This window comes from bacterium (assembly GCA_013360215.1).
Lineage (GTDB): Bacteria > CLD3 > CLD3 > SB21 > SB21 > JABWCP01.
In genome coordinates this window covers 1-15,894 of sequence record JABWCP010000043.1, presented here as the reverse complement: position 1 = coordinate 15,894, position 15,894 = coordinate 1, and the positions used below count along the sequence as shown (strand labels likewise).

Below are 15,894 nucleotides of genomic sequence, written 5' to 3'. Positions count from 1 at the left end.
TTTAAATACCTGCGTCGTCGCTACGCTAAACGACGTGATCGGCGTTCCCGTAGGCGTATAGCGTACCTGCGGATCACGGCCCAGACGACCGATCAATACGGCGCGATTCAGACTTCCTTTGTTCATGACTTGTTCTCCTTGTTTTGTTTTTATGTGTTATTAGTAAATTCTTTTTCGTTTCATTTTTTGTATCATTTCCATCATCGTAACATGATCAATTTATAGTCAGCTGACGGCTCTTTTCTGTCAATTTTTGACAATATTTGCCCCATCCTCGTTTTTTTTGATTTTACCGTTTATCACCGCACGTTTAGCATTTTGGGGTACTAAATATTCACAAGCCGCTCCGGCTAATCCTCTATGCTCTGAGCCGATACATCCTGTAACCTTTACTTCGGCTTTGCGTATCTTTTTTCGATTTTTATGATAGACCGCTAATCCTCGTAATACGGATTGATTTATTACTAAAACCTGTTAATTTTTATGCGTTGTAAGCATACTGAATACAGAAAGGCACCCTTTACCATGTTACGTTCATGTTTTTTTATTGCGATAGTCTGCACGGTTATGTATCTGGGTTGTGCACCCCAAAACGTCGAAACACTCCCCGATCCGCTGGTAAATAACCGCGACAGCTCGGTCACCCCCGGCCAAGATTTTTTCCTGCATGCCAATGGCGGCTGGTTCAAACGCAATCCTATTCCTGAGTCGGAATCCTCCAACGGATTGTGGCTGACGATCGGCGAAGAGACACGCACCGCCGTACGGGAGATCTGCGAAAAATCCGCGCAAGAAGCCAAAGCGCCCAAAGGCAGCAATAAACAGAAAATCGGTGATTTTTACGCCAGCGGTATGGATAGCGCCGCATCGGAAAAAGCCGGTATCACGCCCTTAAAATCGGAACTGGATCGCATTGACGCCATGAAGTCCATGAGCGACTTGGCTGCGGTAGCCGCACGCCTGCATCAGATCAACGGCGATCCGATTTTTTCATTTAATATCTACAAAGACGATAAAAAACCGACCGAATACGCCGTCGCGCTCAATCAAGGCGGACTGGGTTTGCCGGATCGTGACTATTATTTCAAAAACGACGAACGCACCACCGGCATTCGTGCAGCGTATCAAAAACATTTGTTTCGCAATTTTGAAATCATCGGAGAAACGCCCGACCAAGCGCGCGCTTTCGCCGATCATATTTTCGCTTTGGAAAAAAACTTAGCCAAAGCCAGCCGTACGCTCGAAGGCCTGCGCGATCCGTATGCCAACTATAACAAAATGAGTGTCGCCGAACTTTCCAAACTCACCCCGTCGTTTGACTGGAATGTCTTTTTCCAAAACACCGGCCTGAAAAACGTAGATTCCGTGATCGTAGGACAACCGGAATTTTTTAAAGAAGTGGAAAACGCCGTCAAAAATACTTCTCTGGACGCATGGAAAGCCTATCTGCGGTGGAGTGTGATCGGCACGTATGCCGCTTACCTCAATCAAGCGCTGGTGGACGAAAATTTTAATTTTTATTCCAAGACCCTGTACGGCGTCAAACAAATGAAACCGCGCTGGAAACGCGTCGTCGAACGCACCAATCGCGCTTTGGGTGAAGTCATCGGCCAGGTCTATGTAGAGGAATATCTACCCAAGGGTACCAAAGAAAAATTACTCGAAATCGGAAATAATATCCGCGACGTATGCCGCGAACGTATCGAAAAAGTAAGCTGGATGAGTGACGCGACACGTGAGCGCGCTTTGCTCAAACTGCAAACGATGGCGATGAAAGTCGGACACCCCGACCAATGGCGCGACTACAGCCGTCTGTCCGTCGAACGGGACACCTATGTTGCCAATGTGATGCGCGCCAATGTGTATGAATTTGACTTCATGATCGGCAAATACGGTAAACCCGTAGATCGCACGGAGTGGAATATCACCCCGCAAACGTATAATGCGTATTACGATCCGACCAATAACGAAATCGTGGTACCCGCCGCCAATATCATCGTCCCGGGTTTTGGTAAAACGATGCCCGACGATGCGATCTTATACGGTATTATCGGCGGCAGCACGTTTGGTCATGAGATCATACACGGCTTCGATGATCAGGGCAGCCAATACGACGAAACGGGCAAACTGAATAACTGGTGGACCAAAGAAGACCGCGCCCGTTTTGAAGCCAAAACCAAAATGCTGGTGACGCAGTTTAATAACTACGTGGTGCTCGACAGCATGCACCTGCGCGGCGAAGCGACGCTGGGCGAAAACATCGCCGATCTCGGCGGCGTAGAACTGGGCTACGATGCTTTCAAACGCTCTGCCCAATACAAAAACAATCAAAAAGTAGCCGGTCTGACGCCCGACGAAAGGTATTTCCTCGCGTACGCGTACGCATGGATGATCCAGATGCGCCCGGAAATGCTCGCCAGCCGCATCATGTCCGACGTACACGCACCGGCACAGCACCGCGTCATCGGTCCCCTTTCCAATAATGTCAAGTTTTACGAAGTTTTTGGTATCAAGCCCGGCGACGCGATGTACAGACCCGAAAACGAACGGGTCAGCATCTGGTAGATCAGCGGTGTTTTAAATTTTTTTATCAAATGGAAACGTGTTTATCGGGTTGGCTCACCGATGAAAGAGAACCCTTCCGTCTTGAGCAAAGTCGAAGACGGAGGGTACTAAACCGGGTCCCCCACGCACCATGACGTATAGGAGTTTTCCCGATAAGCACAAATAAAAATAAATATAGCCAATTCCATAAATTGGCTATATATTTTTTCGTACGGTATCAGCGGAAGACGGCACAGGGAAATAAATGCCGTTCGTACCTGAGAGATTAAGCGCATCTTTTCTTTATTAATTTTTCTCGCACATTCTAACATAACATAATAGAAATCCCTAAAACCATCTTTATCTATCTAATATTTACTGGATAAGGATGAAAAAATCAGGGCTATAAACTAGTTATAGGGCATTTCAAAAGACGACAACAACAAAATGATATTACCTTCTGACAAAGAGTACACTCAAACAAAGCGAATAATCCTTGGGACAGAAAGGATGAAGCCCGAGTTTGCTCCTCTTGCGGAGTGGATTGACAAAACGTTTGACGTAAAAACGATTAATATTATTTACGACACAGTGGACAATAAAACACCAAGAATTCAAATTTGCTTTGAATATGAAAAAGAGAAAAACAAATTCTTGACTCACGACATTTCATATTTTGACAAATCGAAACAAAAAGCAATTGGAGAAAAATTTACTGAGATAATTAAGCTACAAGGACTTTCAAAAAATAACGGTTCCTTTTCAAATATATTCGGAAATAACAAAGAACGGAATTTATTTAACGGACGATGTTTTTGTGGCTTATGGTGCATTTGAGCCAATTGCAAAACTAGAAGCGACATATAAAATAAATCAAAACAAGACAGAAGAATTTATTAAGTCGTTTGATAACAAAGATATTTGGACAATATCTATCGGTTTTACTATTCCAACTTTTTTTTTGTTTACAGACGAGAAAGTTAAAGAATATGACAAGCCTGAAATTAAAAAGAATTGGGCAGACAAATACTTTGACTTAGTAAAACCATTTGACGAGTTCAATTATTTCAAAAGAACTGACATTCAGGTTTATTTGGACAGTAAAGAAAATTTTGACAAAAACTACGAAAGCAATTGGTATTATTATTACAAATGACAAGAAAAACGCCCTATAACAGTACCTCCCCAAAAGTGGTACATTTGGTTTTGCCTGACACACAAGCCGACCCTTCGCAAAAACCAAAAGAGCCATTTTTTTGCCTACGCACAGACAAGAATGATAACTTTACAAATTGATAAAAACAGAGATAAATAATGTTCGAACAAACCTTTAAAAATATAGACGATATTCTTCACAAAGACGCAGGTTGCGGCAGTGAATTGGATTATGTGGAGCAAACCTCTTGGATTTTGTTCCTTAAATATTTGGACGACTTGGAGAAAGACCGAGCCACAGCTGCTGAACTTACAGGCAAGACCTACACGCCTATCATTGATAAAAAATACCAATGGACAGCTTGGGCAATGCCAAAAGGCAAAGACGGAAAACTGGACTACCACAAAGCCCTGACAGGTGACGATCTTACCGACTTTGTAAACAACAAACTCTTTCCTTACCTGAAAAAGTTTAAGACGAGTGCCGAAAGTGCCGACACCATTGAATACAAGATTGGTGAGATTTTCAGTGAACTGAAAAACCGCATACAAAGCGGCTACAATTTGCGTGAAGTGATTAACCGCATTGACGAGTTGCGTTTCCGCACCCACGCAGAGAAGCACGAAATGAGCCATTTGTATGAAGACAAAATCAAAAATATGGGCAATGCGGGGCGAAACGGTGGCGAATACTATACCCCCCGACCGCTCATTACCACCATTGTAAAAGTGGTTGACCCTAAAATTGGCAACAAAATTTATGACGGTGCTGTTGGTAGTGCAGGATTCCTTTGCGAAGCGTTCGATTACTTGCGAAACAGCAAATCCCCTTCGACAGGCTCAGGGCAGGGACTTTCTACCAAAGAAACCGAGATACTGCAAAAACGCACCTTTTACGGCAAAGAGAAAAAATCATTGGCGTATATCATTGGCATAATGAATATGATTTTGCACGGTGTGGAAGCGCCCAACATCATACACACCAACACGCTTGCTGAAAACCTTGCCGACATACAGGAAAAAGACCGCTATGATGTGGTGCTTGCCAATCCGCCATTTGGTGGAAAGGAACGTGCCGAAGTGCAACAAAACTTCCCCATCAAAACAGGCGAAACCGCTTCGCTGTTTTTGCAGCACTTTATTAAAATTTTGAAAGCAGGTGGCAAGGCAGGTGTGGTTATTAAAAACACGTTTTTGAGCAATACCGATAATGCCACCGTTGCCATACGCAAAACCTTGTTAGAAAATTGCAATCTGCATACCGTGTTGGATTTGCCCGGTGGCACCTTTACTGGTGCAGGCGTAAAAACCGTAGTGTTGTTTTTTGAAAAAGGCAAAGCCACACAAAAGGTTTGGTTTTACCAGTTGAGCCTCGACCGCAATTTAGGAAAGACAAATCCATTGAATGAAAACGATTTGGCGGAGTTTGTGGAACTACAAAAAAACTTTGCCGATAGTGAAAACTCTTGGACGGTAAATGTGAAAGACATTGACCAAAACACTTTTGATTTGAGCGTAAAAAACCCGAATAAAAAGGAAGTGGTTCGACTGCGCTCACCACACGAGATTTTGGAAGAAATGAAAGCATTGGACGAAGAAAGTGCTGAAATACTGAAAGGAATTGCAGATTTGATATGAACGGATGGATGTATATTTTGGAATGTGCTGATGGTAGTTATTACACCGGAAGTACCAATAATCTGGAGTTAAGGTTGGCACAACACCAAGAAGGAGAAGGGGCAAACCATACCAAAAAACGACTACCCGTTAAGTTGGTTTATTTTGAAGAGTTTCAACGAATTGACGAGGCCTTTTACAGAGAGAAACAAGTACAAGGCTGGAGCAGGAGAAAAAAAGAAGCATTGATTAATTCACAAACAGAGAAGTTACCCGACTTGTCAAAAGCCTATAGAGATATTAAATGAATAAACAGAACTTACATACGGTGGTTTCGAGAACCTCAACCACCGATAATGCCCGATGCCTGAGGCTCTCGTTGCCTGAGGTACTCGAAGGCAACGATATTACTTACTCAATTTTGGAACTGTTGTGAAGCAAGGTGATACACTGAGCCTGCCGAAGGGTTGGGAAATAAAGAAGTTGGGGGAAGTTTGTGAAAACTTAGATAGTAAACGAATACCTATAACTCAAAGCAAAAGAACAAAAGGAGATATACCTTATTACGGAGCTTCTGGAATAGTTGATTATGTTTCTGATTACATTTTTGATGAAGATTTACTGTGTGTCTCGGAAGATGGGGCAAATCTATTAGCAAGAACATATCCAATTGCATTTTCAATTTCAGGTAAAACTTGGGTAAACAATCACGCACACGTCTTACGTTTTAAAAATTTCAACACACAAAAATTTATTGAACTTTATTTGAACTCAATTAGAGTTGATGACTATGTGAGTGGAATGGCACAACCTAAATTAAATCAGGCAATGCTGAATAAAATTCCAATCCCTCTTCCCCCTCTCCCCGAACAACAACGCATAGTTTCCATATTAGATGAAGCCTTTGAGGTCATTGAGCGAAGTCGAAATGCCGCCATAAAAAACCTCAAAAACGCCAAAGAACTTTTTGAAAGTTATTTGCAGGGGTTGTTTGAGAATGGAAATTGGGAAACAAAAACATTAAATCAGATTTCGGAAAATCTCGACAGTAAAAGGGTTCCGATTACCAAAAACCAAAGGAAAAGCGGAGATATACCTTATTATGGTGCATCAGGAATCGTTGATTACGTAGCCGACTACCTTTTTAATGAAGATTTACTTTGTGTTTCAGAAGATGGTGCAAACCTTTTAACAAGAACCTATCCGATTGCTTTTTCAATTTCAGGAAAAACTTGGGTAAATAATCACACACACGTTTTGAAGTTTCCAAATACCGTCACTCAAAAATTTGTTGAAGTTTATATCAACTCAATTAGAATAGATGATTATGTAAGCGGAATGGCACAGCCCAAATTAAATCAGGCAATGCTAAATAAAATTCCAATTCCAATTCCTTCCATTGAAGAACAACAAACTATCGTCCGCCAATTAGATGCCCTGCGGGCCGAAACGCAAAAGTTGGAAGCGGTGTATCAAAAGAAAATAGAGGATTTGGAAGAACTGAAAAAATCCATCTTGCAAAAGGCATTTGCGGGGGAATTGCGTGGTGGTGAGCCTGTCGAACTAAAAACTGAAAAAGCAGTTGCGGTATGAATGAACAACAATTGATAGAATTATTAAACGAGCTTGTAAAACAGCCACACGAAAGTGAATGGGTGGAGTTCAAACTCAATTTTCATTCAGCAGAAGAAATTGGAGAGTGTATTTCAGCTTTATCGAACGGTGCTTGTATTCACAATCAGCCATTTGGTTATTTGATTTTCGGTGTAGAAGACAAAACTCAAATTATTAAAGGAACAACCTTCAAAGCTAAAACCGCCAAAAAAGGAAATGAGGATTTAGAGCATTGGTTGCTTACCCGATTAAATCCAAGAATTGATTTTGCAGTTTATGAGTTTGATTATGACGCAAACCGACACATCTCTATCTATGTAATCCCTGCTACTAAAAACCAGCCCGTTGAATTTCTGCATAAGGCATACATCCGTGTGAGCAGCATCACCAGAAAGTTGAATGAGTTTCCACAGAAACAAGCTAAAATCTGGAACAAGGATACTATACCATTTGAAAAAGAAATTGCAAAAGACAATCTGAGTGCATCGGATATCACCAAGTATCTAAGCACTGAAGCTTATTTTGACTTGTTGAAACTGCCGTATCCTTCTAATCAGCAAGGCGTAATTGATAAGTTTATGGATGAAGGTTTAGTAGTAAAGAATAATGGTTATGCAATTACCAAATTAGGGGCTTTGCTTTTTGCTAAGCAGTTAAAAGATTTTGAAAGCGTGGAACGAAAATCAGTTCGTGTTATCGTTTACAAGGTCAAAAACAAAGTTGAAACAGAGCGGGAGCAAATTGGAGCCAAAGGTTATGCTTTAGGTTTTGAAGGTTTAGTAAATTGGATAAACAGCCAATTGCCTGCAAATGAAGAAATAGGAAAAGCATTGAGAAAAGAAACCCGAATGTATCCTGAAATCGCCATCAGAGAATTAGTTGCTAATGCTCTTATCCATCAGGATTTGACCGAAAAAGGTTTTCCAATGGTTGAGATTTTTACTGACAGAATTGAAATATCTAATCCTGGAACGCCTTTGGTTACACCCGACCGATTTATTGATGCTTACTTATCACGCAATGAAAAATTAGCAGACCTTATGCGAAGAATGGGTTTTTGCGAAGAAAAAGGCAGTGGATTAGACAAGGTTATTTTTTACAATGAATTGTATCAACTGCCTGCCATCAATGTGGTAGTTGCAGAGAATAGAACTCGTGTTACAATGTATTGTTATAAAACTTTGAATGAATTAGATAAAAAAGAAAAAATCAGAGCTTGCTATCAACACGCTTGTTTGAAATATGTATCAAACGAGAAAATGACCAATCAAAGCTTAAGAGAAAGATTCAAAATTGAAGACCATAACTATTCAATTGCTTCCCGCATTATTCGAGATGCCATTGATGATAAAGTAATTAAAGAAGATGACCCAGACAGTAAATCAAGAAAATATGCCAGCTACATACCATTTTGGGCTTAAATCCTTATTTGATGGTTATTTGACTACCTCAGAATTCTTATGTGATGGCTATGTGATAGGTGGCGCCAATATCCAATTCAAATCTTTGATAATCAACGCTTTATTATGTGATGGTTATGTGATTGGCAGACCGATTTTATTTGATGGTCATTTGATAAAAGAGAAATTATGAACGAAGCAGAAACAAGAGCAGAACTCATAGACCCAAAGCTAATAGCTTGCGGTTGGGGCGTTGTGGAAGGTTCTAAAGTCCTTCGTGAATACAACATAACGGCAGGTAAAATTCAAACAGGTGGTGGCAGGGGCAAAAGAGAAATTGCCGATTATGTGTTGGTTTACAAAGGCATCAAGTTGGCAGTGGTTGAAGCTAAAAGTGATGAATTGGAAGTTGGCGAAGGCGTAATGCAAGCCAAGAAATATGCGGAGAAATTAAAATTAGAAACCACATACAGCACCAACGGAAAAGCCATTTACCAAATCTGTATGATAACAGGCAAAGAAGGTTTGGTAACAGATTTTCTAAGCCCTGAGGAACTTTGGAATAAAACCTACCCAAAAAGCTCGAACACTGAGCTTGTCGAAGTGTGGCGAGAAAAGTTTGCTAATGTTCCATTTGAAGACAAAAGCGGAAGTTGGCAGTTAAGATATTATCAGGAAATAGCCGTTCAACGAACCGTTGAAGCCATTGCACAAAGCAAAGAAAGAATTTTACTCACCCTTGCCACAGGAACAGGAAAAACGGCAATCGCTTTTCAAATAGCTTGGAAACTTTTTCAAACCCGTTGGAACTTAAAACGAGACGGCAACCGAAGACCGAGAATTTTATTTTTAGCCGACAGAAACATATTAGCCGACCAAGCCTACAATTCATTTTCAGCATTTCCCGAAGATGCTTTAGTTCGGATAAAACCCAACGAGATAAAGAAAAACGGAAAAGTGCCGACCAACGGCAGTATTTTCTTTACCATTTTTCAAACCTTTATGAGTGGCACGGATGCAGAAGGAAAGCCTACACCCTACTTTGGCGAATATCCAGCCGACTATTTTGATTTTATCATCATTGACGAGTGCCACCGTGGCGGAGCAAATGACGAAAGCAATTGGCGAAGCATTTTAGAATATTTCAGTCCGGCAGTGCAATTGGGTTTAACCGCAACACCCAAGCGAAAAGACAATGTTGATACTTACAAATACTTTGGTGAACCTGTTTACATCTATTCGCTGAAAGAAGGCATCAATGACGGCTTTTTAACGCCTTTCAAAGTAAAACGCATCAAAACCACTTTGGACGATTACCGCTACACTTCGGACGACACGATTGTGGAAGGCGAAATTGAAGAAGGCAAGTTGTATGAAGAAAAAGACTTTAACCGCACCATTGAAATTGTAGAACGAGAAGCCAAACGGGTAAATATCTTTTTAGATGAAGCCAACCAAAACGAAAAGGCAATAATCTTTTGTGCCAATCAAGGACACGCAGCTTTGATTAGAGATTTGGTAAACCAAAACGCAAAAAGTAAAGACCCGTTTTATTGTGTTCGTGTTACTGCCAATGATGGAGAAGAAGGTGAAAGACTGTTGCGTGAATTTAAGGACAACGAAAAAACAATCCCAACTATTCTGACTACTTCGCAAAAACTTTCTACGGGAGTTGATGCAAGGAACATTCGGAATATCGTTTTGCTTCGTCCTGTCAACTCAATGATTGAGTTTAAACAAATCGTTGGGCGTGGCACACGTTTGTTTGACGGCAAAGAGTTTTTTACCATTTACGACTTTGTTGATGCCTACAAACACTTTTCAGACCCCGAATGGGACGGAGAGCCTTTGGAAGAAGAACCGTGCAAAAAGTGCGGACAAAATCCGTGTGAGTGCGAATACGTTCCACCAGAACATTGCCCCATTTGCGGAGAAAGACCTTGTATTTGCATAATAGAACCACCAAAACCTTGTGAAAAATGTGGTCAGATACCATGTGTTTGCAAGAAAAAAGTAAAAATCAAACTGAAAAACGGCAAAGAGCGAGAAATCCAACATATGGTTTCCACTTCGTTTTGGAGTGCAGACGGCAAACCCATTTCAGCAGAAGAATTTTTGAATAATTTGTTTGGTGAATTGCCTAAGCTTTTCAAAGACGAAGAAGAATTGCGAAAAATTTGGAGCAATCCAATTACCCGAAAAGTTTTGTTGGAGAATTTGGAATCAGCAGGTTTCCCGAAAGACGATTTACTGACTTTACAAAAGTTGGTAGATATGGAAAAAAGCGACTTGTATGATGTGTTGGAATACGTTTTTAATGGCGACTATATCGCAATGACAAGAGAAGCAAGAGCCAAAGCAGCAGAAGCGACAATTTTTGCCTTACTCAACGACAAACAAAAAGAGTTTATCACGTTCGTTTTGAGTAAATACATTGAAACAGGCGTGGACGAACTCGACCAAGAAAAATTACCAATCTTGCTGACTAACAAGTATCAATCATTGGAAGACGCAAAAGAAATTTTGGGAGACGTGGCAAACATCAGCAGACTGTTTATAGAATTTCAAGAACATCTTTACAAACAGAAAGCAGCGTAATGACAGGACAACAAACACATACAGCCAACGCACCAAGACACATCAACATGAACAGAGAACAATACGACAGAAAAGAAGAGTAGCTGGTAACAGCGGTTTGGCGCAATCGCGGGTACAGTGCTTCGTATGACAGTTTTGTGGCAGATTCAGGTGCAGTTCTTCGATTGAACTTTTGTGCTCCGAATTTCCTCCCGAACGCCAAGCCGGAAAACATTGGCTGCTATACATTCGGACGCCTCACAATTTTTGATAACCAAGAAATAAATCAATGATATTGAAAAAAGCATTTCTTCTACTCATTACAGCTTCTCTTGCGACATTTTTGCAGGCACAACAACTATTGACAAAAGACCGGCAAGAAGTTCAGCAAACCGTTGTAAAAATGTTTGAAGCTTTATCAAAACGAGATTCGGTAAATCTTAAAGCCCATTGCACTGCCGACATTACTTTGTATGAATACGGACAGGTTTGGAATATTGACACCTTGATCCATAAAGCCATCACCAGGAATACCGATCCCGATTTTAATCGTACCAATACTTTTGAATTCATCAACACCGAAACAGATACCCATACAGCATGGGTAACATACCGACTCAAGTCAACAATCACCAAAGACAGCAAACAAACTACCATACAATGGCTTGAATCAGTATTTTTAGAAAACCAAAAAAATCAATGGAAGGTAAAACATCTCCATTCTACTCTAATTAGTCGAAATTAAAGATTCAATCCCGCAATCCCCCACTCCGGCAAGCCACAAAGCGTTTCTAAGGCCTATGATTTCGTCAGCCTCCTACGAGGCCGCTCTATTCTTTTGAAAATTCAATTGACAAATGGGGTTTTAGTTCCCACATTATGTGACTATTTGTAACCCCTCACGGCTTATTTTCCATGAAAAAATCAGAAGCTTACACCGTGCGGTGAGGCCGTCCCATCATGCTACCGGATATAAACTAAGAATGAAAAAACAACGATGAAAACCTATCCCAGTATTTTCAACGATGTCATCGGTCCGGTCATGCGAGGACCATCCAGTTCGCATTGTGCCGCGTCGCTGCGGATAGGCCGCATAGGCCGTGACCTTATGGACGGTGATATCCGGGAAGTTTATATCGAATTTGATCCCGACGGCTCGCTCGCAACCACGCACAAAGGGCAAGGTTCGGATATGGGGTTGTTTGGCGGATTTCTGGGATGGGAAGCCTATGAGGAACGCCTACCCGACTATCAGCAGGCCGTAGATGAAGCCGGCATAGACATAAAGATCGCGATTCATCCCATCGGCGCTACCCACCCCAATACGTACAAAATAACATTAAGCAATGCGTCTGAAACAAGGGAACTCACCGCCATCTCTACCGGCGGCGGAATGATCGAAGTCATAGAGATCGATGGCGCGCAAGTCCGCATGGCCGGAGACTTTTATCAAACGCTTGTTTACGTGAAGTCGCCCGGCGAGATTATTTCGTTCATCGAAAAATCGTTTCCATGCGATGAGATCGGATTGCGAAAAGGAAAATCTACTTTCATCGAAATCAAATCCAATCAGTTTCTCCCCGATCAGCTCTGTCGCGAATTGCAATCCATAGACGATGTGCTTTTTATAAAAAAACTGAATCCGGTCCTGCCGGTGATGTCCCGAAAAGACTTAACCGTTCCTTTTATCACATGCGAAGAAATGCTGGCGTATAACAAAGGAAAAAACCTGGAATTGTGGGAACTGGCCGTTGACTATGAAAGCATGCGCGGTAATATCACGAGGCAGGAAGTTTTTGAAAAAATGCGTGCCATCGTAGAGATCATGCAAAACGCCATTGCTCTTGGCCTAAAAGGAACGACCTACGCCGATCGTATATTAGGCGCACAATCTGTAGAATTTCAACAGCAGATGAAGGACAAGAAGTTGATCGAAGGCGATGTATTAAACCGGGTGATACTATACACGTCGGCCATGATGGAAGTGAAAAGTTCGATGGGCGTGGTCGTGGCGGCCCCTACAGCGGGATCGTGCGGCGCATTACCCGGGGCTGTTATCGGTTTGAGCGATGCGCTCCATCTTTCGCAAGACGAGATGGTAAAAGCGATGCTGGCGGCCGGTATCATAGGCGTATTTATTGCGGCGCATGCTACGTTTGCGGCCGAGGTGGGCGGCTGTATGGCCGAATGCGGATCCGGATCAGGCATGGCGGCGGCCGGTATCGTGGGAATAAAAAAAGGCACGCTCGATCAGGCGCTGGCGGCTTCTTCGATGGCGTTGCAGTCGTCTTTAGGCATGATTTGCGACATGATCGCCGACCGCGTGGAAGCGCCCTGCTTGAATAGAAACGTCATGGCCGCGACCAACGCATTGTCCTGCGCCAATATGGCCTTGTCCAACTATAATCACCTTATTCCATTGGACGAAGTAATTGAAACCATGAAAAAGGTGGGCGACGCCATACCCAATACATTGCGGTGTACCGGACTGGGCGGCCTGGCTATCACCAAAACCGCCAAAAAAATAGAAGCGACGCTCGAAAAGAACCAAGCGGAGAGCAACAAGAAGTTTTTTAAGGTGTGTTAATCCACCCTTTTTTTTCATCCGCATATCTTTTCGGTACGACGGAATTGTACTCTACGATTTCCCATTATTTATAATGAAACATCGAAAGCGCATACTATGGACAATACCAAAACCAAAAAACTAAAAAACGGAGACTCCTGTATTGTCATCGGTGGCACACATAAGGGAAAAGCCGGCATTGTGCAAGATCTGAATACCAGTAAAACGGGACACATTACTATCACTGTTTTGCAAAGTAATGGTGTTAGATTTAAGACCCTTGGCAGAAATGTGGAAGTCGTAAAGAACAAAAAAAACGCCCCATAACACGGGTTTTGTACCCGACGGACTGACGTGGAAACTTGGCACTTTGTATCCCGGAAGTTTGCGGGATAGCCCGGAGTCCCCTGCCACCAAGTATGAAAATTTTTGGCTTCAACGTTAAAAAGTTAAATCAACTGAAAGAGTTACCGGTATGGCGAGTATCAATCCCCACATCAATTTCAACGGCAATGCGGAAGAAGCTTTCAATTTTTACAAATCCGTATTTGGCGGCGAGTTCGCAAAAATAATTCGCTTCAAAGATTTGGCCAGCGCTGACTTTCCGGTCGCCGAACATGAGGCCAATAAAATAATGCACATCGCTTTACCGATCGGTAAAAGTATATTAATGGCCAATGATGTACCCGAAATATTGGGACGGACTAACGAAAATGAGAATCGAAGCAAAATTGTAGTCAGCGCAGAAAGCAAAGAAGAAGCCGACAAAATATTCCATGGGCTTTCGGAGGGTGGACAAATTGAAATGCCTATTTCTGACAGTCCTTGGGGTTCCTATTTTGGTATGTTTAGAGACAAATATGGAATCGAGTGGATGGTAGATTTTGATGCAAGATACAAAGGACAGATATAGCCGAGGAAAGTTGAAGGCTGCGAGAAAATGAAAAGTTCTGCCGGCATTGAATCATTGAATTACAAGGCAACTTGAATAAAGTTAATATACAAACGCGTATTATGAGCACTGCCAAAATATCCATACGTTTTTTTAATGACCGTGAAGTGCGAGCCGTATGGGACGAACAAAATGCTAAGTGGTGGTTTTCAGTGTTAGATATTGTGGCGGTGCTTACCGATCAAGATGATTATACCAAAGCTCGTAACTACTGGAAATACCTGAAAGCCAAGCTCAAAAAAGAGCGTAGTCAAGTGGTTAGTGCCACTACCCAGTTGAAATTACTGGCACCGGATGGCAAAAAACGCATGTCTGACATGCTTGACTATAACGGTATCATAGCCTTAGGAAAAACTTTTCCCGGAACAAGAGCCAACCGGTTTATCGAATGGTTTACGTACAGTAATGAAAGTATAGACGGAAAAAGTAAAACCAAGGCCTATGCCCTTTTTGAAAGCTCTTTCATCAACAGCATAGAAGTAGGCACCACCAAGGGATTGCAACAGATACATGCTTATCTGTTTGGCGGCTTGTATGAATTCGCAGGACAAATCCGAAAAAAAAACATTTCAAAAAGCGGTTTCCGATTTGCCGTTTCAGGTTTTTTAGGTGAAACTTTAAAACAAATAGAAAAAATGCCCGAAACTACTTTTGACGACATAGTAAATAAAGATATAGAAATGAACATTGCACACCCTTTCATGGAAGGCAATGGTCGTAGCGCCCGAATCTGGCTGGATTTGATTTTAAAAAAGCGTCTCAAAAAATGTGTAGATTGGAGCCAAATAAGTAAACGCGACTATATGAACGCCATGATGCAAAGCCCGACAAAAAACGATGCGCTTAAAAAGCTTTTAAAAAAAGCATTAACAACCAAAATCAATGATAGGGAAATGTTTATGAAAGGAATTGACTATTCGTATTACTACGAAGAAAACGATTAAAAGAAAATACTCTTCAACCATCACAAACTTTACTCTTAAAATATATCCCGCGCTTGTTGTACCCTCTCCACGCCGCTGACTTTTCGCCACAGTCCTCGTCTTGTTTGCCGGGCGCGATGTACCGCTTCCAAAGGCGAAGGGATTAACATTTGCCATCTATTTTCGTCATCAATAAACAAAAACCCCGACCGATTGGCCGGGGATTTTTGTTACCTGTGAAAGGAGTTATGGAAGGATAATTAAGATCAGAAGGGTACTTCGTCGGTACGGACGACCGTATGTTCCGAGTACTCATTTTCAGAAACGATTTCAGCGGCATCGTCATGGGTTTCGTTTTCGATGCCGGTTTCATCCGATGCATCGTCGTCATGGACGTTTTGTTTTGACGAACGGCTGCCCAACATCTGCATTGTTTCGGCGACCACCTCCGTCAACGCATGTTTACCCCCGCTCTTGTCATCCCACCGACGTGTTTTCATCGGACCCTCCACGCATACCAGAGACCCTTTTTTCAAATACTGGCCG

15 protein-coding genes are annotated in these 15,894 nt (G+C 42.1%); 13 read left to right on the top strand and 2 right to left on the bottom strand.

All coding sequences use genetic code 11. The features are described from left to right. On the bottom strand, nucleotides 1–126 hold a 126-nt coding region (locus HUU58_15550; protein ID NUN47089.1), incomplete at its 3' end, for a single-stranded DNA-binding protein. A gap of 399 nt (nucleotides 127–525) precedes the next feature. Here HUU58_15550 and HUU58_15545 point away from each other — a divergent pair. From HUU58_15545 to HUU58_15485, 13 genes are all read left to right on the top strand, one after another. Then, nucleotides 526–2,565: a M13 family metallopeptidase gene (locus HUU58_15545; GenBank protein ID NUN47088.1), complete on the top strand. Its 2,040-nt coding sequence runs from the start codon at nucleotides 526–528 to the stop codon at nucleotides 2,563–2,565. Between the two features lie 489 nt (nucleotides 2,566–3,054). Then, nucleotides 3,055–3,381, top strand: a complete 327-nt coding sequence (locus HUU58_15540; protein NUN47087.1) for a hypothetical protein — start codon at nucleotides 3,055–3,057, stop codon at nucleotides 3,379–3,381. Continuing rightward, complete coding sequence (locus tag HUU58_15535) at nucleotides 3,362–3,700, top strand: hypothetical protein (protein ID NUN47086.1); 339 nt, start codon at nucleotides 3,362–3,364, stop codon at nucleotides 3,698–3,700. Before HUU58_15540 ends, HUU58_15535 begins: the two co-directional genes overlap by 20 nt. A gap of 158 nt (nucleotides 3,701–3,858) precedes the next feature. Further along, complete coding sequence (locus HUU58_15530) at nucleotides 3,859–5,337, top strand: N-6 DNA methylase (protein ID NUN47085.1); 1,479 nt, start codon at nucleotides 3,859–3,861, stop codon at nucleotides 5,335–5,337. Beyond that, on the top strand, nucleotides 5,334–5,624 hold the full coding sequence (locus tag HUU58_15525; GenBank protein ID NUN47084.1) for a GIY-YIG nuclease family protein: 291 nt from the start codon (nucleotides 5,334–5,336) through the stop codon (nucleotides 5,622–5,624). The genes HUU58_15530 and HUU58_15525 overlap by 4 nt, the downstream gene beginning before the upstream one ends. Nucleotides 5,625–5,748: 124 nt before the next feature. Further along, on the top strand, nucleotides 5,749–6,909 hold the full coding sequence (locus tag HUU58_15520; protein ID NUN47083.1) for a restriction endonuclease subunit S: 1,161 nt from the start codon (nucleotides 5,749–5,751) through the stop codon (nucleotides 6,907–6,909). Beyond that, nucleotides 6,906–8,351, top strand: a complete 1,446-nt coding sequence (locus HUU58_15515) for a putative DNA binding domain-containing protein (GenBank protein ID NUN47082.1) — start codon at nucleotides 6,906–6,908, stop codon at nucleotides 8,349–8,351. Before HUU58_15520 ends, HUU58_15515 begins: the two co-directional genes overlap by 4 nt. Before the next feature lie 168 nt (nucleotides 8,352–8,519). Then, nucleotides 8,520–10,928, top strand: a complete 2,409-nt coding sequence (locus tag HUU58_15510) for a DEAD/DEAH box helicase family protein (protein NUN47081.1) — start codon at nucleotides 8,520–8,522, stop codon at nucleotides 10,926–10,928. A 268-nt stretch (nucleotides 10,929–11,196) separates the two neighbouring features. Beyond that, entirely contained in the window at nucleotides 11,197–11,652 is a 456-nt protein-coding gene (locus tag HUU58_15505; protein ID NUN47080.1) for a nuclear transport factor 2 family protein, read from the top strand. Nucleotides 11,653–11,904: 252 nt separating this feature from the next. Further along, on the top strand, nucleotides 11,905–13,494 hold the full coding sequence (locus HUU58_15500) for an L-serine ammonia-lyase, iron-sulfur-dependent, subunit alpha (protein NUN47079.1): 1,590 nt from the start codon (nucleotides 11,905–11,907) through the stop codon (nucleotides 13,492–13,494). 96 nt (nucleotides 13,495–13,590) lie between these two features. Beyond that, a complete protein-coding gene (locus HUU58_15495; protein NUN47078.1) occupies nucleotides 13,591–13,800 on the top strand; it encodes a KOW motif-containing protein in 210 nt (69 codons plus the stop codon). A gap of 148 nt (nucleotides 13,801–13,948) precedes the next feature. Further along, nucleotides 13,949–14,386 (top strand): VOC family protein, encoded by a 438-nt coding sequence (locus tag HUU58_15490; GenBank protein NUN47077.1) that lies wholly within the window; start codon nucleotides 13,949–13,951, stop codon nucleotides 14,384–14,386. Between the two features lie 101 nt (nucleotides 14,387–14,487). Further along, on the top strand, nucleotides 14,488–15,369 hold the full coding sequence (locus HUU58_15485; GenBank protein ID NUN47076.1) for a Fic family protein: 882 nt from the start codon (nucleotides 14,488–14,490) through the stop codon (nucleotides 15,367–15,369). Between the two features lie 245 nt (nucleotides 15,370–15,614). On the opposite strand, the gene HUU58_15480 is transcribed toward HUU58_15485, so the two are convergent. Then, nucleotides 15,615–15,894, bottom strand: a 280-nt coding sequence (locus tag HUU58_15480; GenBank protein ID NUN47075.1) for a single-stranded DNA-binding protein, incomplete at its 5' end; no start/stop codon positions are given.